The 24195-nt window shown below is 47.5% G+C and carries 18 protein-coding genes; 12 read left to right on the top strand and 6 right to left on the bottom strand.

Translation table 11 applies throughout. The annotated features are described in order from the left end of the window. Positions 1–154: 154 nt before the first annotated feature. The 8 genes from AC51G0_RS12485 to AC51G0_RS12450 all read left to right on the top strand — a co-directional run bounded on the left by AC51G0_RS12485 (position 155) and on the right by AC51G0_RS12450 (position 12142). On the top strand, positions 155–1372 hold the full coding sequence (locus tag AC51G0_RS12485) for a YgeY family selenium metabolism-linked hydrolase (protein ID WP_496298820.1): 1218 nt from the start codon (positions 155–157) through the stop codon (positions 1370–1372). Positions 1373–1584: 212 nt separating this feature from the next. After that, positions 1585–3027 (top strand): dihydropyrimidinase, encoded by a 1443-nt coding sequence (hydA, locus tag AC51G0_RS12480; protein WP_496298819.1) that lies wholly within the window; start codon positions 1585–1587, stop codon positions 3025–3027. A 48-nt stretch (positions 3028–3075) separates the two neighbouring features. Beyond that, positions 3076–3978 carry a carbamate kinase gene (gene arcC, locus AC51G0_RS12475; RefSeq protein ID WP_496298818.1) on the top strand — a complete coding sequence of 301 codons (903 nt, stop codon included), beginning with the start codon at positions 3076–3078 and terminating at the stop codon, positions 3976–3978. A gap of 206 nt (positions 3979–4184) precedes the next feature. Continuing rightward, a complete protein-coding gene (locus AC51G0_RS12470; protein ID WP_496298816.1) occupies positions 4185–5816 on the top strand; it encodes an NAD(P)-binding protein in 1632 nt (543 codons plus the stop codon). Positions 5817–5825: 9 nt separating this feature from the next. Beyond that, a complete protein-coding gene (gene nifJ, locus AC51G0_RS12465; protein ID WP_496298815.1) occupies positions 5826–9452 on the top strand; it encodes a pyruvate:ferredoxin (flavodoxin) oxidoreductase in 3627 nt (1208 codons plus the stop codon). A gap of 224 nt (positions 9453–9676) precedes the next feature. Continuing rightward, positions 9677–10684, top strand: coding sequence for a sensor domain-containing diguanylate cyclase (locus tag AC51G0_RS12460; RefSeq protein ID WP_496298813.1), 1008 nt, complete (start codon positions 9677–9679; stop codon positions 10682–10684). Between the two features lie 135 nt (positions 10685–10819). Next, on the top strand, positions 10820–11440 hold the full coding sequence (locus AC51G0_RS12455) for a DUF3157 family protein (RefSeq protein ID WP_496298812.1): 621 nt from the start codon (positions 10820–10822) through the stop codon (positions 11438–11440). Positions 11441–11521: 81 nt separating this feature from the next. Next, positions 11522–12142: a trimeric intracellular cation channel family protein gene (locus AC51G0_RS12450; protein WP_496298810.1), complete on the top strand. Its 621-nt coding sequence runs from the start codon at positions 11522–11524 to the stop codon at positions 12140–12142. Positions 12143–12151: 9 nt separating this feature from the next. Here the strand turns inward: AC51G0_RS12450 and AC51G0_RS12445 are convergent, their stop codons facing one another. Further along, positions 12152–12385 carry a hypothetical protein gene (locus AC51G0_RS12445; protein WP_496298809.1) on the bottom strand — a complete coding sequence of 78 codons (234 nt, stop codon included), beginning with the start codon at positions 12383–12385 and terminating at the stop codon, positions 12152–12154. Positions 12386–12569: 184 nt separating this feature from the next. Continuing rightward, positions 12570–12692 carry a hypothetical protein gene (locus AC51G0_RS12440; RefSeq protein WP_496298808.1) on the bottom strand — a complete coding sequence of 41 codons (123 nt, stop codon included), beginning with the start codon at positions 12690–12692 and terminating at the stop codon, positions 12570–12572. A 390-nt stretch (positions 12693–13082) separates the two neighbouring features. Here AC51G0_RS12440 and AC51G0_RS12435 point away from each other — a divergent pair, with 390 nt between their 5' ends. Further along, entirely contained in the window at positions 13083–13373 is a 291-nt protein-coding gene (locus tag AC51G0_RS12435) for a putative quinol monooxygenase (protein ID WP_496298806.1), read from the top strand. Positions 13374–13452: 79 nt separating this feature from the next. Here AC51G0_RS12435 and AC51G0_RS12430 read toward each other — a convergent pair whose 3' ends face one another. Next, positions 13453–15963, bottom strand: a complete 2511-nt coding sequence (locus AC51G0_RS12430; protein WP_496298805.1) for a bifunctional diguanylate cyclase/phosphodiesterase — start codon at positions 15961–15963, stop codon at positions 13453–13455. A 299-nt stretch (positions 15964–16262) separates the two neighbouring features. Here AC51G0_RS12430 and AC51G0_RS12425 point away from each other — a divergent pair, with 299 nt between their 5' ends. Beyond that, positions 16263–19718 (top strand): bifunctional diguanylate cyclase/phosphodiesterase, encoded by a 3456-nt coding sequence (locus AC51G0_RS12425; RefSeq protein WP_496298803.1) that lies wholly within the window; start codon positions 16263–16265, stop codon positions 19716–19718. A 131-nt stretch (positions 19719–19849) separates the two neighbouring features. On the opposite strand, the gene AC51G0_RS12420 is transcribed toward AC51G0_RS12425, so the two are convergent. Together AC51G0_RS12420 and AC51G0_RS12415 are read right to left on the bottom strand one after the other, a co-directional pair. Next, positions 19850–20203, bottom strand: coding sequence for a tRNA-binding protein (locus AC51G0_RS12420; protein ID WP_496298801.1), 354 nt, complete (start codon positions 20201–20203; stop codon positions 19850–19852). A gap of 32 nt (positions 20204–20235) precedes the next feature. Beyond that, positions 20236–20898 (bottom strand): pyridoxamine 5'-phosphate oxidase family protein, encoded by a 663-nt coding sequence (locus AC51G0_RS12415; RefSeq protein ID WP_496298799.1) that lies wholly within the window; start codon positions 20896–20898, stop codon positions 20236–20238. A 92-nt stretch (positions 20899–20990) separates the two neighbouring features. On the opposite strand from AC51G0_RS12415, the gene pdxR reads away from it, so the two are divergent. After that, positions 20991–22460: a MocR-like pyridoxine biosynthesis transcription factor PdxR gene (gene pdxR, locus AC51G0_RS12410; protein WP_496298798.1), complete on the top strand. Its 1470-nt coding sequence runs from the start codon at positions 20991–20993 to the stop codon at positions 22458–22460. A 27-nt stretch (positions 22461–22487) separates the two neighbouring features. Here the strand turns inward: pdxR and AC51G0_RS12405 are convergent, their stop codons facing one another. Then, positions 22488–23402: a LysR family transcriptional regulator gene (locus tag AC51G0_RS12405; protein ID WP_496298796.1), complete on the bottom strand. Its 915-nt coding sequence runs from the start codon at positions 23400–23402 to the stop codon at positions 22488–22490. 102 nt (positions 23403–23504) lie between these two features. Between AC51G0_RS12405 and AC51G0_RS12400 the strand changes: the two genes are divergently transcribed. Beyond that, positions 23505–24170, top strand: coding sequence for an NAD(P)-dependent oxidoreductase (locus tag AC51G0_RS12400; RefSeq protein WP_496298795.1), 666 nt, complete (start codon positions 23505–23507; stop codon positions 24168–24170). Positions 24171–24195 lie beyond the last annotated feature (25 nt).

Genomic DNA, 24195 nt, shown 5'->3' with positions numbered 1-24195 from the left:
TGCACTAACTAGCTTCAATAAAAAAGCAAAGGTAGCTCAAAGAAATATTAAAAGAATTAATTAGCGCCTTGTACGTGTCATCGAAAATACAAGGTGCCTCGAAAATAGATCATGCCGGATGCGATGACCACCGTCCGGCCCAAGGAGAATTACAATGACAATGAACATCCCATTCGAAAAAGTGTTGGAAAAAGCCCAAGACTACAAAGCGGATATGAGCCGTTTCCTACGTGACATGATTGCGATCCCGAGCGAAAGCTGTGATGAAGAAAAAGTGGTATTGCGCATCAAAGAGGAAATGGAAAAAGTCGGTTTCGACAAAGTTGAAATTGACCCAATGGGTAACGTACTGGGTTGGATTGGTCATGGTCCGCACTTGATTGCAATGGATGCCCATATCGATACCGTTGGTGTGGGTAACATGGATAACTGGGAATTCGACCCTTACCAAGGTATGGAAGATGACGAAGTGATCGGTGGCCGTGGTGCCTCGGATCAGGAAGGCGGTATGGCTTCTATGGTTTATGCCGGTAAGATCATCAAAGACCTAGGCCTTGAAGACGAATACACCTTGTTGGTAACAGGTACGGTTCAGGAAGAAGACTGTGACGGTCTTTGCTGGCAGTACATCATCGAAGAAAGCAAGATCCGCCCTGAGTTCGTGGTATCTACCGAGCCAACAGATTGCCAGATCTACCGTGGCCAGCGTGGCCGTATGGAAATTCGCATCGATGTTGCCGGTGTGAGCTGCCACGGTTCTGCACCTGAGCGTGGTGATAACGCTATCTTCAAAATGGGCCCAATCCTTAACCAGCTAGAAGACCTGTCTCACAACCTAAAAGACGACCCATTCCTGGGCAAAGGCACACTGACTGTATCAGAAATCTTCTTCACTTCGCCAAGCCGTTGTGCGGTAGCTGATAGCTGCGCGGTTTCTATTGACCGTCGTTTGACCTGGGGTGAAACATGGGAAGGTGCACTAGACGAAATTCGTGCACTGCCTGCGGTACAAGAAGCGAAAGCCGTGGTTTCTATGTATGAATATGACCGTCCTGCCTACACAGGTTTGGTTTACCCAACAGAGTGTTACTTCCCAACATGGCTAATCGATGAAGAGCATGTAGCGACTAAGACATTGGAAGCCTCTTACGAGCTATTGTTCGACAAGAAACCAACTGTTGATAAGTGGACATTCTCAACCAACGGCGTTTCTATCATGGGCCGCTACGGTATCCCTGTGATTGGCTTTGGCCCAGGTAAAGAGCCAGAAGCACACGCGCCAAACGAGAAGACCTGGAAAGATCACCTTGTTACCTGTGCTGCGATGTACGCGGTGATCCCACAGATGTACCTCGAAGAGCTAAAGAAATAATCATCAATGTTGAATAACCAACATTAATACCGTTTTCCGTCCCGAGGGTGTCAGTACGCTCTGCCTTAATGCTGACCTCATATCCCCCTCGGGATGGATTTATTGTTAAAGCTTTATCTGCTCGAAGTATCAGTTGGTTGACTGGTACTTCGAGCAGGTATTAGTGAATTAAGCCACCCCTTTTGTATAAAGAAAAGGCAAAGGATAGCGTTATGATCTCTCCCCATTCTTTTTCCTTGAAGTCAGAAAATGTCGCAACGGCTGAGCCAGAAGCCACCTTGATCCGACAGGGGATCGTGGTTGACCATCAAGCCGAACGAAAAGCCGATATCTTGATAGTTGATGGCAAAATTGCCGAAATAGCCCCCGCAATCTCTGATATTCCCGACAATATACATATTATCGATGCCGCTGGCCTGTATGTCATGCCGGGGGGAATTGATGTTCACACTCATTTTAATATTGATGTCGGGATTGCTCGTAGCAGCGATGATTTTTATACCGGGACCAGAGCCGCGGCCTGCGGCGGCACTACCATGGTGGTTGATCACATGGGGTTTGGCCCAAAAGGCTGCAATCTGCATCATCAGTTGGCTGTCTATAAGGAATATGCCAAAGATACTGCCGTTGTCGATTACAGCTTCCATGGGGTGATCCAGCATATAAATGAAGAGATCTTGTCTGAAATGGCCGCGATGGTCGAGGTTGAGGGGATTTCGAGTTTCAAGCTGTATCTGACCTATGGCTATAAGCTTGACGATGAATCGGTACTGCGTGCCTTAACCCAACTCAATAAGGTCAATGCCCTCACCACTGTTCATCCTGAGAATGATGCCGCTATCGCGTTGCGTCGTAGCCAGTTGCTTGAGCAGGGGAAAACTGCACCCAAATACCACGCCCAGAGCCGTCCGCTGGAATGCGAGGCTGAAGCCATTGCCAGAATGATTAACCTGGCTAAGCTGGCTGGTGATGCACCGCTGTATATCGTTCACCTCTCTAACGGGCTTGGCTTGGATTATGTCCGGCTTGCCCGGCAGAACAAACAGCCGGTATGGGCCGAAACTTGCCCGCAATACCTATTGCTCGATGAGCGCTGTTATGAGCGTGAAGATGCGCTGAAGTTTATTCTCAGCCCGCCGCTACGCCCGGTCGAAGAGCGCGAAAAACTCTGGCAGGGGCTGATGGATGGCAGTATTGATACGGTAGCAACCGATCATTGTTCCTTTACCTATCACGAGCAAAAACAGCGTGGTAAAGATAATTTCAGCGCTTGTCCGAATGGGATGCCGGGCGTTGAGAACCGGATGCCGTTGCTGTTTTCAGAAGGCGTGATGGCCGGGCGGATCAGCCCGAGCCGTTTTGTTGAATTGACCAGTTATATGCCTGCCAAACTGTTTGGCTTATATCCGCAAAAAGGCAGTTTGGCCAAAGGTGCCGATGCCGATCTGGTGCTGTTTGATCCCAAACAACAGATCACCATCACTCACGATTTATTACACGACAACATCGATTACACCCCGTATGAAGATATGAAGTGTCACGGTTGGCCGATGATGACTATTAGCCGTGGACAGGTTGTCGCATGTAATGGCGAATTTATGGGGAAAGCCGGGAATGGCCGCTTTGTTCGCCGTAAACCGTTTCCGCATCAATAGATGTGTCAGAAACGGTGTTAAACCACAATTAGAATTCAAGGAGTTAACATGAAACCCACTGCTGTGGTTGCCCTTGGCGGCAATGCATTATTGCGTCGTGGCGACGCACCAAGCTTTGACAACCAGTTGGCTAACATCAAGATTGCAGCCAAGGCAATTGCCGAAATTGCAAAGGAATATCAGGTTGCGATTGTCCACGGTAATGGACCGCAGGTCGGCCTGCTTGCCCTGCAAAACCTGGCTTACGATAAAGTCTCGCCTTATCCGCTCGATGTCCTGGGTGCAGAAAGTGAAGGGATGATCGGCTATATGCTAGCCCAAGAGCTGCAAAACCTAATGCCTGATGCTGAAGTGACCAGCCTGCTGACTCGAATTGAAGTGGATGCTAACGATCCTAGCATGCTCGATCCTTCCAAGTTTGTCGGCCCTGTTTATAACGAAGATGAAGCTGGCATTTTGGCCGAAGCCAATAACTGGATCATGAAGCGCGATGGTGAATATGTTCGCCGTGTTGTGCCATCACCAAAACCTATCAACATCATTGATAAGAAGTCTATCGATACCTTGCTTGATGCCGGGCAGATTGTGATTTGCTGTGGCGGCGGCGGGATCCCAGTCTGCCGCAGTGAGTTTGGCTACCAGGGCGTCGAAGGGGTAATTGATAAAGATCTGGCGGCAACCTTGCTGGCGAAACAGCTCAAGGCCGACAAACTGCTGATCCTAACTGACGCCGATGCAGTTTATCTGGATTGGGGCACAGAGCAACAGCGCGCGTTGCGGGCAGCAACTCCTGCTCAGCTAAGTGAATACCAGTTCCCGGCAGGCTCAATGGGGCCGAAAGTTGAAGCCGCAGCAGACTTTGCTCAGTTCGGTGGCCGTGCCTATATCGGTGCCCTTGAGGAAGGCCTGGAAGTCTTGGCTGAGCGTGCAGGTACCTGCGTTGCTGTTTAACCACTAATAATTCCCTACAGATAACAAAACGAGACGTACCTAAGTAAAAATGTATAAAAACAGTGCTGCGCGAAAGGCCATACCGACAGGTTTTATCAGATAGTTTTCTGCATAGCCTGGCCTAGACAACATAATAAGTAATATCTGAAGCAGCATAACAACATAAGGGTACGTCTCATCCTTTTACCCAAAAAAGGTAGAACATTATGAGCAATTGTCCGAAGGATATGACACTGCCACCAGACCTCAGTATGAAAAAAGGATCTGGGCCGGTTCGCACCAAGTTCCCCATCTATTCCAACTCCCTACCTCCCTGTAATCATGCTTGTCCGACAGGCAGCAACATCCAAGAATGGCTGTCCCTGGCTCAGTCTGAGCAATATGAAGATGCTTTTCAGGCACTTATCAAAAACAACCCAATGCCTGCTATCCATGGACGAGTTTGTTATCACCCTTGTGAGTCTGCCTGTAACCGCGCCAATGTTGACCAAGCGGTAAGTATTCATGCTGTCGAACGATTCTTGGGTGATCAGGCGTTAGAAAAAAAATGGCAGGTTCGGTTTAATGCCGAACCGACGGGTAAGCGGGTATTAATTGTTGGGGCAGGGCCGAGCGGTCTTGCGACGGCGTATCACCTGAAGCGCAAAGGTCACGATGTCGAGATTCGCGATGCGGCTCCGATGGCGGGTGGCATGATGCACTTTGGTATTCCGGCCTACCGTTTACCGCGCAATATTCTTGAAAACGAAATTGCCCGTATCGAAGCAATGGGTATCAAGATAGTGCTCAACCATACGGTTGAGGATCTATTAGCCGAGAAAGTGAAAGGACAGTTCGACGCTGTCTTTCTTGCGATCGGTGCCCATGTTGGCCGAGGTGTTGAGATCCCGAATGACGATCCTGGCAAGGTGATTGATGCGGTGTCCTACCTCCGGGCGATTGAGATGAACTCGGCTCCTAAGCTAGGCCAGCGTGTGGCCGTGTACGGTGGCGGTAACACCGCAATGGATGCGGCACGTACTGCACGCCGGATGGGGGCGGATGTTATGGTGATCTATCGCCGTGACCGTGCCCATATGCCTGCCCATGACTTTGAATGTGTCGAAGCGATGGAGGAGGGAGTCACTTTCCACTGGCAGCGGACAATTAACCAGATAGACGGTACAACGTTCAACCTGGAAAAAATGGCCATTGACGACAACGGTCGACCTCAGCCAACGGGTGAGTTTGAAACCGTTGAAGCAGACTCGCTCATTCTGGCATTGGGCCAGAATATCGATACCAAGCTAACCAATGATATTCCGGGTGTTGAGCATAAGAGGGATGGCACCGTCATGGTCAACGAGCAGATGATGACAGGTTACCACGGCTTATTTGCCGGAGGTGATATGGTGCCAAGTGATCGTACTGTGACCATTGCTGTCGGCCACGGCAAAAAAGCAGCCGCCAATATCGATGCATTCCTCAATAAACGTATTTTCAGTAAAGTCTCCAAGCAACCACTGATCCGATTCGACAAGCTGCACCTATGGTACAAAACCGATGCCGAGCAGAGTGAGCAGCCTGCGATCCCGGTGATCAAGCGTGCAACGTCATTCGATGAAGTTGTCGGTGGCCTGACCGAGCAGGAAGCCTTGTTCGAGGCCCAGCGTTGTTACTCCTGTGGTAACTGTTTTGAGTGTAATGGTTGTTTTGGTGCCTGTCCGCAAGGGGCAATTACCCGCCTCGGAAAAGGTAAAGGCTACAAGATAGATTACGACAAGTGTACCGGATGCGAAGCGTGTTACTCGCAATGTCCTTGTCATGCGATCGAAATGGTCGCGGCAGAAATGGAGTAGGAGCTGATCATGACTGAGAAAACGATCCTTTCGTCCGAGCCCGTCATGCATACTTGCGACGGAAACGAAGCCGCGGCGCACATTGCCTATCGCGTGAGTGAAGTGTGTGCAATATATCCAATTACCCCGTCTTCCACCATGGCAGAGTTTGCCGATCAGTGGGCGGCAGAAGATCAACGCAATATCTGGGGTAATATCCCGCTGATCGCTGAAATGCAAAGTGAAGGTGGTGCTGCCGGTACGGTTCACGGTGCCTTGCAAAGTGGTGCGCTTACTACCACTTTCACTGCATCCCAGGGCCTGATGCTGATGCTGCCAAACATGTACAAGATCGCTGGTGAGCTTACCTCGGCTGTTTTCCATGTTGCCGCACGTTCGCTGGCCGCGCAGGGGCTGTCTATCTTTGGTGATCACCAGGATATTATGGCTGCGCGTGGTACAGGCTTTGCGCTGTTGGCATCATCGTCAGTTCAGGAAGCCCATGATATGGCGCTGGTGGCCCATGCTGCCACGCTGGATGCGCGGATCCCGTTCATCCACTTTTTTGATGGTTTCCGAACCTCACATGAAGTCAATAAAATCAGCCTGATCCAGGATGCTGATATTCGCACTATGATTTCCGATGAGCTGGTGCGGGCACACCGTGAGCGTGGCCTAAGTCCGGACTCACCGTTCATTCGCGGGACGGCACAAAATCCGGATGTTTATTTCCAGGGGCGGGAAACCGTCAACCCGTACTATGCCAAAACACCTGCGATTGTTGAGGCGTGCATGGACAAGTTGGGCGAGCTTACTGGGCGTCACTATAAGCTGATGGAGTTTTTCGGAGCCCCGGATGCTGAGCATGTGGTGATTGCTATGGGCTCAGGTATCGAAACAGTGAAAGAGACTGTCGAGTACCTTGTTGCACAGGGCAAGAAAGTGGGTGTGTTGCAGGTGCGCTTGTATCGTCCATTGTCAGCTAAGCATTTGCTAGAAGCGCTGCCGTTGACGACTCAGAAGATCACAATCCTTGACAGAACCAAAGAGCCGGGCGCCAATGCCGATCCGCTGTATCAGGATATCTTGACCGCTCTGATGGATTCTTTCAATGAAGGCGGGCAGGATCACTTTGCGCAGATGCCGCGCCTGATTGCCGGGCGTTATGGCTTGTCGAGTAAGGAATTTACACCGGCAATGGTTAAAGCTGTGTTTGATAATCTCGAACTGGCCAAACCCAAGCATCACTTTACTGTTGGTATCATCGATGATGTCAGCCATTCCCACCTTGATGTGGATACGACATTTGATATTGAGTCCAACGATGTAGTACGCGCAATGTTCTATGGTTTGGGCGCTGACGGCACGGTCGGGGCGAACAAAAACACCATCAAGATCATTGGTGATGATCCGGATTATTTCGCCCAGGGTTATTTTGTCTATGACTCGAAAAAATCCGGCTCGCAAACCGAATCTCACTTAAGGTTTGGCCATCATCCGGTAAATAGCCCTTACCTGATCCAATCGGCTAACTTTGTGGCCTGCCATCAGTCGACGTTTGTCGAAAGTACCGATATGTTGGCAAAAGCGGCTGATAATGCCACCTTCTTGCTCAATACTACCGAGTCGGCTGATACGGTTTGGGATAGCTTGCCAGCTCGCATGCAGCAACAGCTGATCGAACGCAAGATGCAACTCCATATCATTGATGCCTACAAAGTTGCGCGTGATACCGGTATGGGGAACCGTATCAATACCATCATGCAGACTTGTTTCTTTGCATTATCTGGCGTGCTGGAAAAAGATCTGGCGATAGCCAAGATCAAAAAGGCCATCGAGAAGACCTATGCCCGTAAAGGCCCGGAAGTGGTACAGAAAAACTTTGCCGCTGTTGACCATACGCTTGCCCACCTCTACCAGGTTGAAGTATCGGATGCTGTGACTGCCAGCGAGCTGGATAAGCCAGTGGTTTCCGAGCAAGCTCCAGAGTTTGTGCAGAAAGTAACGGCGCAGATGATGGCAGGCAAGGGGGATTTGATCCCGGTTTCCATGTTGCCGATTGATGGCACCTATCCGTCAGGCACGACCCAGTGGGAGAAACGTAACATTGCCCAGAAGATCCCGGTTTGGGAGCCGCAGGACTGTATTCAGTGTGGTAACTGCAGCATAGTGTGTCCGCATGCCGCGATTCGCGCCAAGTTCTATGATAAGTCGAAACTTGATGAGGCGCCGGAAGGCTTCAAGTCTGCAGGGATCACTGCACGTGGCTTCCCGGATACCCGCTATACGTTACAGGTCTACGCAGAAGACTGTACCGGATGTAGCTTGTGTGTCGATGCCTGTCCGATGGTGACGCAGGAAGCAACGGATGATCAGCCGGAGCGTAAGGCGATTAACATGGAACTTAAAGCGCCATATATGGAGCAGGAGAAGCAGAACCTCGACTTCTTTGAAACTATTCCATATAACGAGCGCGCCCGTGTCGATTTCTCTAACGTGCGTGGGGCCCAGTTCCTACAGCCATTGTTTGAGTTCTCGGGAGCGTGTTCCGGTTGTGGTGAAACGCCATATCTTAAGCTGATGTCCCAGTTGTTTGGTGATCGCCTAATGATAGCCAATGCAACGGGATGTTCGTCTATCTATGGCGGTAACCTACCCACTACACCATGGTCGAAGAATGCCGACGGTCGTGGTCCGGCATGGGCTAACTCCTTGTTTGAAGATAATGCCGAGTTTGGTTTTGGTTTCCGGTTGGCGGCGGTTAAACAACATGAGATGGCCGAGCAGTTGGTGGTGGAAAACCGCGAGCAGCTTGATCCATTGCTGGTTGACCAGCTATTGCATGCCGAGCAGCTTACCGAAACGGATATTCAGGCCCAGATCAAACGGGTGGATGCCCTGAAAACCCAATTGGAGACCATAGGCACTGAATCAGCATTGAATCTGATGTCAGTAGCCGATCAGCTGATCCGTCGCTCGATCTGGATTGTAGGTGGTGATGGCTGGGCATATGACATTGGTTCAAGCGGCCTTGATCATGTGCTTGCCAGTGGTGCTGATGTCAATGTGCTGGTGATGGATACCGAAGTGTATTCCAATACCGGTGGCCAGATGTCGAAATCCACGCCGCTCGGTGCCGTAGCGAAGTTTGCTGCTGCCGGTAAACAGGCTACCAAGAAAGATGTGGCCATGCAGGCGATATCGTACAACAACGTGTACGTTGCCCGGGTAGCGCTGGGTGCCGATCCGCAGCAGGTGCTGCTGGCGATGCGAGAAGCAGAAGCCTATAAAGGCCCGTCAATTATCATTGCCTACAGCCACTGTATTGCTCACGGTATCAATATGGAAGACGGCTTGCATCAGCAGCAACTGGCTGTTAAATCCGGCCACTGGCCGTTATTCCGCTACAACCCGGCACTGCGCGATGTTGGCGAAAATCCGTTCTCGCTCGATACGCTGCGTCCAACGATCCCGCTTGAGGAATACCGCTATAACGAAGCACGCTATCAGATCTTGCGTCGTAGCAATCCAGAAGCCGCTGCAGACATTACTGCTCAGGCTCAGCAGGTTGCCAAGCGTAAGTGGCAGCTTTATGAAGAGCTAGCGACCCGTAACCAAGGTTCGGTTGCACCGCATGTGGAGCTAGATAGTCACTAATTGCGGCTGGACTTAAATAATATCAAAGGGCCGTCAGGCCCTTTTCCTGTTGTGTTTGAAATTTTAGCTTAATATTACCTGCAATTTATTGCTCCTATTTGTTGCATATTTAACCTCGTAAAAAATACGGGTAGTATGCAGTAAAGCAATAAGAAATATTATAAATGCAGGCGCCTTTCTTGAGTGGCGTCGTTTTGTCGCATCTAGGATAAAGCAGACAGTATATGAGCAGGAAAATCCATTATTTGGAGCGTGAACTGTATGACCTTGTAAAGAAAGATAAGGCTATTTTTGATTATCTGCATGAGGGATCATTGGATGGAATATGGTATTGGGATCTGGAAAACTGCGAAAATGAGTGGATGAGTCCTCGCTTTTGGGAGTTATTAGGATATTCGCCTGAAGAGAAGCAACATTTGGTTTCAGAGTGGAAAGACATTATTGACCCTAATGATTTACAGGTTGCTATAGAGAACTTCAAAAAGCACTGTGAAGACCTAAATCACCGCTATGATCAAGTTGTTCGATACCAGCACAAAGATGGTTCATCCGTATGGGTCCGCTGTCGCGGAACTGCCATTAGAGACTCGTCCGGCAAACCTGTCAGGATGCTAGGAGCACATACTGATCTTACGAAACTTATCCTGGCTGAACGTAAGATTTCTGAACAGCAAGCCGAACTTGAACGCTTGAATAATGAGCTTAAAAAACTAGTCATCACCGATGAGCTGACTCAACTGCATAACCGACGTTTTTTTGATGAACAGTTGGAGTCTTTGGTTAATCGGTCATTGCGCGACAATCAGCCACTCTCTTTGATCATGCTAGATGTGGACAATTTCAAGCAATATAACGACACGTTTGGCCATTCTTATGGTGACGGCATATTGAAAATCGTTAGTGCTATTTTGTCTGAATTTACGCGTGAAACAGATGTATTGGCGCGGATAGGTGGGGAGGAGTTTGCTGTTATTTTGCCTGCCTGTAATAAGTCAAAAAGTATTATCGCTTGCCAAAGAATTCGTGCTGCATTTCATGCCTATCCGTGGGATAAGCAAAAGGTAACTGTAAGTTTTGGGATCACCACGATTAGTGGTTGTGAGCCCCTCAGTAATAGCCCATCGCCTTTGGGTAATGCCATGCTCGATGCTGATAAAGCGCTGTATTATTCTAAGCAGAATGGTCGAGACCAAATCAATCATTTTAATGATATTTGCTGGACTAATACATAATAAGACAAGGCTAGCAGAGAATGATCTAGGGTAGTGACAAGAAATTTGAATCTGAACCTTTTCATTGTTGTTGCTGAACCTGATAATTATTGTGTTTGGTATTATTACCGTCTTGACTGATGATTGAGTGAGAAAATGATAAAAATTAAATGGTTGTCTTGTTTGGGTGCATTGGCTGGGTTCGTTGCTGCTGGTAGTGTCTTGGCAGCACCGCAGGTGGCAACGTTAGAAGATGGCCGTCAGGTTGTATTGCACGATGATTTTACCTGGCAGTATGTTGTTCCTGTTGAACAAAGAGAGCATCTGCAAGGAGCACAACCTAAAGCCGATGCAAAAGCGGGCTCGGCGGTCATTGCCGCACCGGCTGTAATTACCGCTGTACCGGTAATGACTGCCGCTAAAGGTGTTTATTTTGCTCCTGGCACCAATAAAAATATCCAGCAATTGAATCGCTCGGGAGTTGATGTGTTGCTGCGTCCTGCCACATACAGTAATGGCAAATTGGTGATCCCAACCTCACTGACGAACCAAAGCACAGAGTCGGTCATTTTGGTCGAGCTGAAAGTCACAATTCGTGATGAGCAAGGCCGTGAGCTGGCCAGTCAACAAGATAAGATCTGGACGTCGGTAAAACGTATAGCAGAGACTTATTTCCGTCCTAAAACCCAGCAGGATGGCAAACCGTTGGAGATAAAGGTGCCACAAGCCAAAGGGTATTTTATCGAAGCAGAAATTGTTGAAGTCGAACATTGGTGATGGGCCGGGGATAACGGTTACGACAATTGATTGATAGGCCAAATATCGAGACGCAAACCGGTATGTAAAATCGTAGAGAGAATGAACGTGTTTACTTATATCCTTGAAATGGTGTGCATTGTTGCTTTTGCCCTTAGTGGCGTGCTGGTTGAGTCAAACCGAGGCAAAGATATAGTCAGCGTGTTGCTGCTAGGGTGGGTAACGGCCTTAGGTGGTGGGACACTTCGGGATATTATCATCAACACCGAACAGGTATTCTGGATCCGCGATTCAACGTATTTCTGGGTAGCGTTGTTGAGCGCCAGCGTTGGTTTCTTTCTAATTACCGAGATAAGAAAGTCAAAAGTAGAGAAGATGGTGACGTTTTTCGACACGATTGGCGTCTCTCTTTTCGCTGTGTTGGTAACAGCAAAGCTGTACTCAACGGGTTATGCTGCCTACGTTGCGATTAGTATGGGGATGGTTACCGCGGTATTCGGAGGAGTGCTCCGTGATATTCTCGCCCACCGCTCAAACATGTTTAACAATACAGAGTTGTATGCCACACCTGTGATTTTGGGGAGCGGCTTATATATTCTGATGCACAATGTAGGTGTGATTGATTACATAGCTTCCATTTTAGCTATGGCATTTATTGTAATGATGCGGTTGTATGTAGTGGCAAAGCAAATCAGGTATCCGGACTTTTTAATTTTGAAGTAACAACGCCTCTTAATGGCGCTTGTACTTCAATAGCTCCAGTTCAATTTCCCGATTATTGACATTAAGTAGCAAATCCAGGCTCTTAGGGTAGTCGCTATCCCTGCTTTTCATATAAGCCGCTAGCAGTTTTACGTCATCAGGGCGAGGTTTGTAGCTAAGGTTCGGGAATGTATTGTAGATAGTGGCAATCGCATCTTTCAGTGTTTCTGTATTGGTGCTGGTATTGGTATTGGTATTGGTCATTACTGGTGTTCTCGCTTTTTGTTGTTCTGGCTTCGGGCGAGATGCATTGTATGCGCGAATTGTGACAGTCAGTTTGCACTCTGATGTTATGCAACCGGATGACAGGTTGGCTTGTGTTCAATCAGTTTTTACGCCCTCACCTCGGCATAGCCGAAGCATGCCGAGGTGATGAAAAGGCACGAATCTAAGAGGCTTTCTTCAGCGCTTTTTTCAGCTTCTTAAGCTTGCCTTGCTGCTTGGCAACTTTAGCTTTACGAGTTTTGATTTCGTCTTTGAGTGACTTCACTTTTTTTGAAACTTTGGCCATTGTGATTCTCCTCGAGATTGGAGTGTGAAGGCGAGGTTGTCCTGTTTCATCTTTTCTTCCGCTGTGTTGCCTCTGCCATCGTAATTGATCCCCCCGCAATTGAATCCGCAAAGTACTTATAATGTATATACGATAAATACGCTTAGGGTGAACAGATTGCTTGAGAATTCCGTGGAAGGCTGTAGCGCTTGGTTTGGTGGATTGGGGTAAGCCATTCAGGTTAAGTACTGTATAGGCTTAACTAGTTGTATAAAAAGAGAGTCGTCGATAATTACTATTATCAAAAATAAATTGAAAGTGTTTGGCGTATTGCCCTGTTTTTCGTTTGGCTTAGATGAACCACAATATCACTATCTGACGTAGATACTAAACAATAGGAAATTCAGCAGAATGAGTACACTTACGATTGTTGCCAAAATTGAAGCAAAGCACGACAAGATTGACTTGGTTAAAACAGAGTTACTGAAGCTTATCGAGCCGACACGCAAAGAGAAAGGGTGCATCCAGTACGATTTGCACCAAGATAACAACAATCCTGAAGTGTTTGTTTTTTACGAAAACTGGGAAAGCCGTGAACTTTGGCAAGAACATATGAATAATGATCATCTAAAAGCTTATATGCAGGCCACTGAAGGTGCTGTGGCTCAGTTCACCCTGAACGAAATGAGCCGGATTGGATAGGTTGAAGGTAGCGTTATAGCAAGTAGGGGGCAGTTACAACCGCTGCCCTTCCAACTCTTTCCAGTTAAACACCGCACTATTATTGTGGCATACCTGTCGCTTGGTTAGTGATCGCATACTTATCCATTAATTCCGCAATAGAGAGCGGCTTATCAAAAAAGTACCCCTGTACGACATTACAGTGATATTGACTTAGATGCTGGTACTGCTCTTGGGTTTCGACACCTTCAGCGACTATCTGCATGTTGCATGATTTGCCAATCGCGATGATGGCTTTGACCAGAGACTCGCTTTCACTACTGGTAAGAAGCTTGTCGATAAACGAGCGGTCGATTTTGATTTCACTGATCGGCAAGTTGTTCAGGTAACTCAGTGAAGAGTATCCGGTACCAAAGTCATCAAGGGAGAGTCCAAAACCGAGCGCTTTCAGCTGCTCAAGGATCGGTGCGACAGAGACAATGTCGCTGATCAGGATATTCTCGGTAATTTCTAGCGTGATCGAATCAGTTTCAATACCATTGACGCGTATTTCACGAGTGATCTTCTCTGCAAAGCCGGGTTGTATGAGCTGCTTTGGTGAAATATTAATAGATAATGAGACAGGCCCAGGCTGGGATTGTATAAACCCTTTAAAATCTGAACAGGCTTGCTTGATCACAAACCAACCAATGTCATGGATCATACCGATATTTTCAGCCACGGCGATGAAGTCGACGGGAGAGACATGGCCGAGTTTTTTATTGTGCCAGCGGCAAAGTGCTTCAACACCATTAATACGCCCGGTAGTGACATCAATTTGCGGTTGGTAGACGACGGATAGTTCATTATTGTCTAGTACCTGCCTTAATTGCTCTTCTAGGGTGAAATCATAGAGAACCCGTTTGTTGATGCTGTCGTCGTAGAAAAGCACTTCTCCCTTATGACGAGCTTTGGACTTGTACAGCACAATATCGGCTTTGCTGATCAGCTCCTCCGGAGCTTTGCCATCAGCAGGATACATGGCTACACCAATACTGCTGCTAGAGAAGATCCATTTACCGTCGATATAAAACTGATTGGCAAAAACCTGCTTGATCTGTTCAACCTTTTTTCGTGCACAGTGTTCGTTATTTAGCCCTTGAAAACAAAAAATAAATTCATCACCACCGAAACGTGAGACAGTATCGCCAGGCCCGATTATTTTCTTAAATTCATGACTAATGGCACTCAGGAGCTGATCGCCAACGGTATGGCCATGTAGGTCGTTGACCTTTTTGAAATCATCTAAATCAACAAACATCACAGCAAGCAGCTTATTAGATATCGTGGCTTGCTCTATTCCTTTGTAGATATTGTCATGGAGAAGGGCGCGGTTAGGCAGATCGGTGAGAGCATCATGCTGCGCCATATACTGCATTTGGTTTTTGGTTGCTTGCAACTTACGAAAATCACTGTTGATTTTCTGTTGGAATAACCTGAAGCGACGGGCAGTAGCTTTACTTAAACGGATGGAAAGAAAAAGGGCGGCTGCGGTGAGTAGCAGGCTTAGTAGGATAATCTTAACTAACTCTTGCTGGTTTTGTTCTGTTAGCTGGGATTGGCGTTGTTCGATGAATTCGTTCAGCTCGCTGACATACCAACCTGTTCCGACTGTCCAGTTCCAACCCTGAACATTCATGACATAACTCACTTTCTCCGTTTCACCGTTTGTCAGTGGCGTAGGCGGGCCGAGGAATTGAACATAGCCACCGCCATTTTTACCCGCTTCGAGCATCGCTTTAACAAAGTAATTGCCTTGACTGTCTTGTCTGTTGATATGGTTTAACCCTACATACTCAGGTGCCGCGTGAGCAAGCAACGTTCCGTCCTGGTTAAGTACGACGAAGAATCCGCTATCGCCGTAGCGAATGTTGGTCAGCTGATTAAGTAATTTTTTTTGAATATCTTTTTCTACATCGACAATGTAATCACCTGTAGCAATTAACCAATCAAGGGGCTCGAAGTATTTGGCAAAACCAATTTTTTCAAACTCTTCGGTATCTTTTTTGTTCTTGATAAACCACCAACGCAGGTAACCTTCTTTCTCAGTTTCTACAAGATGGATCATTTTCTTCATCGCATATTGTCCACGGCTGTCCGTGAACTCCCACCTAGAGACACCTTTAAGGTGGGGGAGAAGCGGATGCATCACGTTGGTACCGTCCATCTGATCGATGAAAAAGTAGCCGCGTCCGTCATTGAAACGGATATTACGCAATGCATCTGTGATTAACTTAGTAACCTGCTCTTTCGACTTATCGCTGTTTTGTTGGTAGATCGATGTTGCGATCGCGTGGGCCTCGTAAGTGCGGTCTCGGATATTTTCCTTTAGCGTCTCAATGGCGCGGTTCTTTTCATATTCAACTTGCATGACAGCTTGCTGAACTTGATTTTTTGACAGTGTGCGCTGGCGTTCAATGATATCCGTACGTAATAGCTCAATATTATGTTTAGCTTTTGCCTGGTTATTGTAGATCACAGACAAGTTTATGATGAGCGTGAATATGCCCACCATAATTACCGGGGTCACTTTGATCAGGCGAAGTAATCTTTCATCGCTGATTCCATCCATAACACTTCTGACAGCCTAATTGGGTATAAAAGGACGACAATTATATGTATTTTTTATGTTTTTTCTATTGAAGATTGCCCGATGCTATCTGTTAACCCGTATGAACACGATTTACTGTGATGTTTGTTATGTTGGTGCTTAACCGTGGCAAAGTAATTTTGAGTTGCTATCAAGCATGCTGTGTGTTCGGTGTCATATTTGTGGTTATCTTTTATCCGTTTATAATCTCCTTTTCTAAATGCTTTAGCCCTTGCTTAGTGCGCTTAACGGCCTAATAAAAAATAAGAAGAATTCCGAATATGATGGATTCCGTGTCGTCTCCAACCAAAGCCGATTTCCTTGCTCTCTTCAGGCGGCGTGCTGCATCTTTACTTGTTGTCATACTATGCCTCGGCACTTGGTGGCAGCTGGCTCATTGGTATGAGTCTTATCTGGAAGATGAGTATTCGATCCAAACGCAATATGAGTTGAATCAATACGCTCAGAGCTTATCTGCGGTGATTAACAAACGATTGACACTACTTCATGCGCTGGGGTCATTTGTCGAGACGGATATTGTTCAATTTTCGACTATTACTGCTGAATCTGAAAAAAAACAAGCAGAGACTTTTCTTGCAGGGTTGCGCTCATCTGATGAGGGGATACGCAATTTTGCCATCGCCCCTGGAGGTGTTATCGATTTCGTTTCTCCGCTAGATGGCAATGAGAGAGCGATCGGTCATGATCTTATTAATGATCCTCATCCAGGAGTACGAACTGTTTCTCTTCGTGCGATTGGAAGCCGGGATATAGCACATTCGGACCCTTATGAACTTCGGCAAGGTGGTTTGGGACTCGTCGCTAGAAAGGCAATCTATGATGCCAAAGGCTACTGGGGGCTCGTCAGTATGGTTCTTGATATCGCTCCCGTTATAGAAGATGCGGGTTTGATGAGCGAGGAGGCCAATATCATTATGGCGCTCCGGGATAGCCAGGGTCGGGTTTTCTTTGGCTCACCACAGGTCTTTGAGCAATCAGAAATAACCAAACAGGTGAACATGCCTGATGGGTATTGGGAAATGGCTGCAATGCCAATAACCAGCCTTAGCAGAAACAATAACCTAATAATCTTTAAGGCGATCACGGCTGCATTTTTAGTCCTGTTGTGCGGGGTTGGTTTTGTGCTGTTTCCGGCAAAAACACAGCAGAGGGTAAGCTCAGACCGCCAGCCAAGACGTTTCACTCAACTGAAGCCACTGCCAAGCTTATCTATTAAAAGCCCGTTCACCCCACCAGGGTGGTTATCTCCCTTACTGACCTCAACAGCGATTATCGCTGCGGTGATTGGCTTTCACAGCTTTATTAAGGGAAGTGATGATTCGGTACAGAAATATCAACTTACACGCTCTATAGGGCAAATAACTAACAATCTTGAGCGAAAGCTGGATGCCGATCGTGAATATCTGTTGCTGGTTGCGCAGGAGTTGGCCCAAGGTACGCTTGATATTTCGTCTTTTCAGACAAGGCTTTCGCGTTATGTTAATGATCACTCAGGATTGATTAATGTTACCTGGTCTGATCGCGATTTTGTTATTCGCAATACCGCTCCGCTTGAAGGTAACCAGCAGGTGCTTGGTCTTAAGCTGTCTCTGCCTGAGCCTGAGCGAGCATCCAGACTGGCCTATAAAAGCCATAAACCTACCTATACCAAACCCTTTATGGTGATTCAGGGAAAACCGGCCTTCGAGTTGTATGTTCCTATTTTCAAAGGCGGGAAATTCCTTGGCACGCTGGGGGGAGTCTATTCGATCAAGGAGTTGCTTGATAGCGAGATCTCCAAGGTTCTCGCTGCTCGCTATGAAATTGAAGTGCTCAATACGGCTGGAGACGTTTTTTATCGCAATAGCGATGGCCAAACTTTTGCAGGGTTATCAAAAACAGTACCGATTAAGCCAACCCCTGGCAGCTTGTGGCTACGATTAAACGCTTATGAGCAAGGACCTAACCAGAATGAAAGGATTTTCATGCTGCTGGCAATAGTGCTGGCTGCTGGTGTGGGCCTTAGCATGTGGTTGCAGTATCGAGAAAGTTACAAGCAATGGCAGATAAGTAAGGCATTGCATGAGAGTCAGCAGCATTTCCATGCGATTGCTCAAGCTTCGCCAACCGCAGTCATGATGGTTAACCAGAGCACACACTGTCTCTTATATGCCAACCAGCAGGCTCATGAGCTGTTTAGCCACTTAGGTGGTTCCCTCGTTGGGCGGAGTATCAGTGATTTTTTCTATGGGGCGGATGATGTTCAGTCGTTCCTGTCTGCTGTGCAGCAACAAAACCGCCTTGAAGGGTTTGAGCTGCAGATGAAGAAATCCAGCGGTGAGTTGTTTTGGGCATCTATCTCATGTCGCCAGGTTGTTCATGATGAAGAAATGGCGTTGGTGATCAGTATTTCTGATCTCACCGAGCGTAAACGATATGAAAACCAGCTTTACCATCAGGCAAACTATGACAACTTGACGGGGCTACCTAATCGGGTACTGGCCTTTGAGCGGTTAGAATATGCCTTGGAAAGGGCCGTGAGCGAGCAGAAACTTGTTGCCTTGTTGTTCATCGACCTGGATCTGTTTAAAAATGTCAATGATAGCCTAGGGCACAGTGCGGGTGATCAGCTGCTGGTTGAAGTGTCTAGGCGCTTAACAGAGTGTGTTCGTCAAAGTGATACGGTTGCTCGTCTTGGTGGGGATGAATTTACTGTCATATTGACAGGACTCAAGGATGCATCGGGTGCGGAAATTGTCGCGAGAAAAATTACCGAGGCATGCTCGTCGCCTTTGTCTGTGGGCGGAAATGAAGTCTCAATCAGCGCCAGTATCGGTATTACTCTGTTTCCTGAAGATGGCTCGGATTATGAGCAGTTGATACATAATGCCGACATCGCTATGTATAAGAGCAAAGAGGCAGGCCGTAACCAATACTATTTCTATACCAAGCAGATGAACGAGCAGACCCAGGCACAGATTAAGCTGGAAACTGAATTGCGCCGGGCACTGGAGCGCCAAGAATTCACGCTGCATTACCAGCCCTTGGTTGCGACAACCAGTTGTGAGGTGGTTGGTGCTGAGGCGCTATTGCGCTGGCACAACCCTGCGTTAGGGCAAGTTAGCCCGGCGGAGTTTATTCCTGTGGCAGAATCCACAGGGCTGATTGTCGATATTGGTCTTTGGGTCTTGAAAACGGCCTGCTGGCAGGCCAAGCAATGGCATAGGGACAAAGGGATGCCTAGATACGTTGCAGTCAATGTATCTGGCCACCAGCTCAAGGCGCCTGATTTTGTCCAGACTATCGAGCAGGTATTAGCTGAAACCGGGTTGCCGCCTACAGCACTTGAATTGGAAATTACCGAAAGCGTGCTGCTAGATGATCCCGAGGGGAACCGTAAAACGTTAGAAGTGCTTGCTGAGATGGGGGTGCGTCTAGCCATTGATGATTTTGGTACTGGCTATTCATCGCTGAGCTATTTGCGGCGTTTTCCGTTTGATACGCTGAAAATCGACCGTTCCTTTATCGGAGATATTGCCGATGAAGAAGAGGCGGCCAAGCTTGTAAGTGCCATTATTTCTATTGCAGATGTGCTGGGGCTGACAACCGTGGCTGAAGGGGTTGAAAACCAAGAACAGCTCGATTATTTGATAGCGCAGGGTTGTGACTTCTCCCAAGGCTATTACATTGCCAAACCCATGCCGCAAGAAAATTTAGCCTTGGAATATTCATTGTAAGTTGCGCGGTTTGATGCTGGAAAATGGTGTGCTCTGCTGAACCGACAAAGCGCACCTAATCCTTTATTTGAGCCTCTGAGTGAAGTGGAGCGCTTGTGCTTGCCTTGTTAGGCTCTGGACGCAAGTTAATCTTATCCCGCTCTGCTTCCGTTTGGTATCTTAACTTCCGGCACTGCTAAGCAAGGCGTGAGTTTGTCAGCATAACCAATATCGAAAAGCATCCCTTGAGAGATTTCTCCGGCCATTTTCCGCTCTGGCAAGTTCACAACAAACAGCGCTTGTTTGCCTTCAATTTCGTATGGATTGTCACGTTCTTGCTTTATACCGGCGAGAATGGAACGAACATGATCACCAAAATCTACTGTTAACTTCATCAATTTTTCGGATTTTTTAACTTCTGACACGGTTGTAATGGTACCAACTCGAATGTCGAGTTTTTCAAAATCATCGAATGTGATTAGTTCTTTAATTGGAGCTTGTTCCATCTGAATGTCCTTCATCATTGATAACGTTGAATCTAATCTAAGTTATGCCAGCGAGCACCATAAGCTTCAGAGTAATCTGGTTGTACAATCCCTTCGGCGAGATCTGGCGTATCTAGCATTGGGCCAACCACCGTTCGGTAGGGGAGAACGCCTGCCCAAACCGGGATATCCAAGTCAGCGCGATCATCATTTACGCCCCCGTTGGCAATTTTCACCGATACCTCATCAAGGGTTATTGATAGCAACTCGGTAGCATTTAACTCCTTTTCACTGCCTAGGCGAATATGCTGGGTTCGACCGGGAGCAATTTGCTCAACAAAAAGGTTAAGCAACCTGTCTTTTTCCTGATTGTCTTCGATAATTTCGAACTGGCCGAATACTACCGCAGAACGGTAATGAGCACTGTGATGCATTGCAGATCGTGCCAATACCCAGCCATCAAATAACGTAAATGTCAGGCAGGTTTGCTCGTCACTTTTGAGGTTTTTTAGCAATCGGCTGTTACGTGCCCCGTGAACATAAACGTTGTTATCAACCCGCCATGCCAGCATCGGGATCACAACCGGCATCCCGGAATCGATGATGGAGACATGCGCGAGAAGGCTTTCATCAATTATGTTATAGATCTCGTTAACATCGAAACTTGCCTTGTGCGCGCCTTTTTTGATGGTTGTTCTTGCGGTCTTAGATAGCATCGTGGCTTCCTCCTGTAATCCATATGTTGGTAATATATCTATCAACTGGTATTTTGAAGAGAGCCAGTTTCATTAAGAGTATGGATCCAGTTATGCCGCCAATTGATATCGGTGACTTTGCCTTGCCTTCTCATTGTTCGACGCTTCAGCAAGCGTTATTTGATGCTGTGAGGAACAAGATAATCAACAGGTTGTGGAGCAATGGCGGTAAATTACCGTCAACGCGTAAGTTTGCCGATGCGTTGGGGATCAGCCGGAATTCCGTGATCGCCGCGTACGAGCAGCTTGCCGCCGAAGGTTATATAGAAAGCCGCAAGGGATCCGGTTTTTTTGTCGCAGTGGCTATTCCTGAGAGCTATTTGCAAACGGGAAAGCTGCAGATGGACAGACAACAAACATCCAGTGAAAAAGTAGCTTCTAACTGTCCTGCCGATCATGACTCGATCCCATTCGATTCGCTGAACCAACCATTTGCACCCGGTATTCCGGACTTGAAAGCCTTTCCTTACAGTAAGTGGCAACGGGTGGTGCAAAGGCACTTATCCCGTCCGGTGTTATCGGGCCATAGTGATCTTCAGGGCTTGCCGTTACTAAGGGAGGCCCTGAGCCATTACCTGTCATCGAGCCGCTCGGTTGATTGTGCACCTGGCAGGGTTATTATCACCTCGGGCGCCCAGCAGGCCCTTTCTATCGCTATTATGGCGACATTGGCGGCAGGGCAGAAAGTGTTGGTTGAAAATCCGGGCTATACCCAGATGAGAAAGGCATTGGCTTTATCCCGGGTTGAACTATGTCCTGTTACCGTTTCACCAAGGCAGGGTTTGAAGTTGGATGAAGTCTTGCAGCAGCAGGCGGCAGCTCTTTATATCACCCCGAGCAACCAATATCCGCTTGGCACCAGCCTAAACACCGAGCAGCGTCTAGCACTCATAGAATGGGCGAACCAGAGTAATAGCTGGATCATCGAGGATGACTACGATAGCGAGTTTCAATTTGCCCACCGTCCGTATACGTCGTTACAGGGGTTAGCCAGCCAATCAGGTTCTGCCAGCCGTTGTATTTATATTGGCTCGTTCAGTAAGACGATGTTCAACGCACTGAGGATAGGGTACATGGTAGTGCCGGAGTCGTTGGTTGAGCGCTGCCTGGAGATAAAAGATGCCATTAGTGGTGATACACCTAATCATATGCAGGCCGCCTTGGCTGATTTCATCATCGAAGGTGATCTGCTGAGGCATATTCGGAAGATGCGCCGATTATACCATCAAAAACATAGCGTGATGATAGAGGCGATAGGCAAGCATTTCGGCCAGCAGTGGGAGGTTGTTAGCCAGGCGGCGGGTCTTCATGTGACTGTAAGGTGGTACGGTGGGCTGTCTGAGCATCAGTTTTGCCTTGCTGCGCAGCAACAAGGCATTATTGTCAGGCCACTCTCGTATTATGAACATATACCGCTAAAGGAGGCTAGACGTGAATGGCGATCGGTTGTGCTTGGTTTTGGAAATGTCGCACTTACAGATATTGAGCCGTTGGCTATCAAATTAAAAAAATGTTTTGGTTAATCTTCAAAGGTTCGCTAGCCCTTTATTTTATTCTTTCTCTTCCTGGACTGGTGGCTGCTCAGCCATTGCCTTGCGAATATCTTCTATCAATAAACGAGTGCGGTTGGCCATATGTAGCCGTGCGGGGTAGAGCAGTGATACTGGCATGGTTTGATAAGACCAATCTTCCAATAACGGGGTAAGCCGTCCTTGCTCAACCAGTATATCAGCGGTCAATTTTGCCATCAAACCCACTCCGAACCCTTGCTCGATTAATTGGCGGTAGCTGGAGATGCTGTTGGCTTGGTGCTGATAGTTAGGCACAAAGCTGGCTTGCATACCTTGGCGGTGGGTTAGTGTGACTGACTCCACTTTTTCATTTTCACTGATAGCTACCCAATCAAATTGACTTAGCTGCTCTGGGTGGCTGGGTAGAGGCTGTTGAAGCAGAGGGCTGGCATACACTTTAAGCTGAGTCGTCGTCAGAGGTAGCGAAATGAGGTTGGAATCGGGCAAGTCACCGGAGCGTATTGCCAGATCAATTGAGTCATCAATCACGGGAAGTGTTTCTTCGGTAATTAGCAGATCAAATTGGATCTTAGGGTATTTGTGGTGAAATTTTTTAAGTATGGGCAATAATTGATATTCATAAAAGTCGTTGGTGGTGGTGATGCGAATCGTCCCTTTTACCTCCTCGGCAAAACTTTTAACTTCTTCAACACCAGATACGCCACTGCGAAGCAGCTTTTGTGCGTGCTGATACAGCGCTTCACCTTCGACAGTAATAGCGACTTTACGCGTGCTACGTTGAAATAACTTAACTCCCAAATAGGATTCTAGTCGGCTGACCTGTTCGCTGACTTTGCCTCGGGGCATGTCTAAACGTTTTCCAGCCGCAGTAAAGCTGCCTGTTTCAACCACTGTCGCAAACACTGCCATTGGCTTTAAGTAGTTAAGTAACATTCCATTGATACCTTTTTAGGATCAGATGTGCGCAATATTAGCGACTAATCCAATCAATCAGCAAGTGCAATAATACCGTCAAAGTAATTTGAGGAGTTTATTATGACGGTTAGAACATTAGCCTTGATTGGGGCTACCGGGCGTGCGGGACAACAAGTGATCAGTGAAGCATTATCTCGTAGTTATTCCCTACGGGTATTGGCGCGTAGTCCTCAAAAAGTGCAGGCGCATGCAAACATAACGGTGATTGAGGGCGATGCTCGCAGCAGCGAGAGTTTGAATCAACTGTTGCAAGGGGCTGATGCTGTGGTGTCAACATTGGGCCCGGCAGGTATAAACCAGAGTATCAAGCAGGCTAAGAATGCGGCCAAAGAGATGCTCTGTTCCAGCAGTACCCAGACATTGCTGCCATTACTAAAGGAGCATGGCATTCGCCGATTCTTATTAACTGGTGGGGCGAGTTTGAAACAGCCTGGAGATAACAATGGGTTGTTTACCCATTTTATGCTGACCATGTTTGCGCCAAAAATCTTAGGTGATTTGTGTGTTGATCGCGAAAAGGAATATCAGCTATTGAGCAAGTCTGATATCGACTGGACCATCGCCCGCTGCGGCGGGATCATTGATGAGCCATCGAGCAAGCCATTAAGGTATAGCAGTAATCAATTTCAGGGCAGTAAGATATCAAAACATCATCTTGCTTGTTTTTTGTTAGATCAGCTGGATGATGAGCAATTTTATCGTAAGGGCGTTTATCTAGCGAGTTGATTGCGGCAATTCTTCGTCGTGTCAT

This window comes from Photobacterium sp. HL06 (genome assembly GCF_059552575.1).
This window is presented reverse-complemented; position numbering and strand designations above follow the sequence as displayed.

Coding starts and splice junctions, on each gene's coding strand:
- AC51G0_RS12445 (WP_496298809.1), bottom strand. CDS start 12,385: ATGACCAATACCAATACCAATACCAGCACCAATACAGAAACACTGAAA.
- AC51G0_RS12455 (WP_496298812.1), top strand. CDS start 10,820: ATGATAAAAATTAAATGGTTGTCTTGTTTGGGTGCATTGGCTGGGTTC.
- AC51G0_RS12460 (WP_496298813.1), top strand. CDS start 9,677: ATGAGCAGGAAAATCCATTATTTGGAGCGTGAACTGTATGACCTTGTA.
- AC51G0_RS12405 (WP_496298796.1), bottom strand. CDS start 23,402: ATGTTACTTAACTACTTAAAGCCAATGGCAGTGTTTGCGACAGTGGTT.
- AC51G0_RS12470 (WP_496298816.1), top strand. CDS start 4,185: ATGAGCAATTGTCCGAAGGATATGACACTGCCACCAGACCTCAGTATG.
- AC51G0_RS12450 (WP_496298810.1), top strand. CDS start 11,522: ATGAACGTGTTTACTTATATCCTTGAAATGGTGTGCATTGTTGCTTTT.
- AC51G0_RS12415 (WP_496298799.1), bottom strand. CDS start 20,898: ATGCTATCTAAGACCGCAAGAACAACCATCAAAAAAGGCGCGCACAAG.
- AC51G0_RS12425 (WP_496298803.1), top strand. CDS start 16,263: ATGATGGATTCCGTGTCGTCTCCAACCAAAGCCGATTTCCTTGCTCTC.
- hydA (WP_496298819.1), top strand. CDS start 1,585: ATGATCTCTCCCCATTCTTTTTCCTTGAAGTCAGAAAATGTCGCAACG.
- arcC (WP_496298818.1), top strand. CDS start 3,076: ATGAAACCCACTGCTGTGGTTGCCCTTGGCGGCAATGCATTATTGCGT.
- AC51G0_RS12400 (WP_496298795.1), top strand. CDS start 23,505: ATGACGGTTAGAACATTAGCCTTGATTGGGGCTACCGGGCGTGCGGGA.
- nifJ (WP_496298815.1), top strand. CDS start 5,826: ATGACTGAGAAAACGATCCTTTCGTCCGAGCCCGTCATGCATACTTGC.
- AC51G0_RS12420 (WP_496298801.1), bottom strand. CDS start 20,203: ATGGAACAAGCTCCAATTAAAGAACTAATCACATTCGATGATTTTGAA.
- AC51G0_RS12435 (WP_496298806.1), top strand. CDS start 13,083: ATGAGTACACTTACGATTGTTGCCAAAATTGAAGCAAAGCACGACAAG.
- AC51G0_RS12430 (WP_496298805.1), bottom strand. CDS start 15,963: ATGGATGGAATCAGCGATGAAAGATTACTTCGCCTGATCAAAGTGACC.
- pdxR (WP_496298798.1), top strand. CDS start 20,991: ATGCCGCCAATTGATATCGGTGACTTTGCCTTGCCTTCTCATTGTTCG.
- AC51G0_RS12485 (WP_496298820.1), top strand. CDS start 155: ATGACAATGAACATCCCATTCGAAAAAGTGTTGGAAAAAGCCCAAGAC.
- AC51G0_RS12440 (WP_496298808.1), bottom strand. CDS start 12,692: ATGGCCAAAGTTTCAAAAAAAGTGAAGTCACTCAAAGACGAAATCAAA.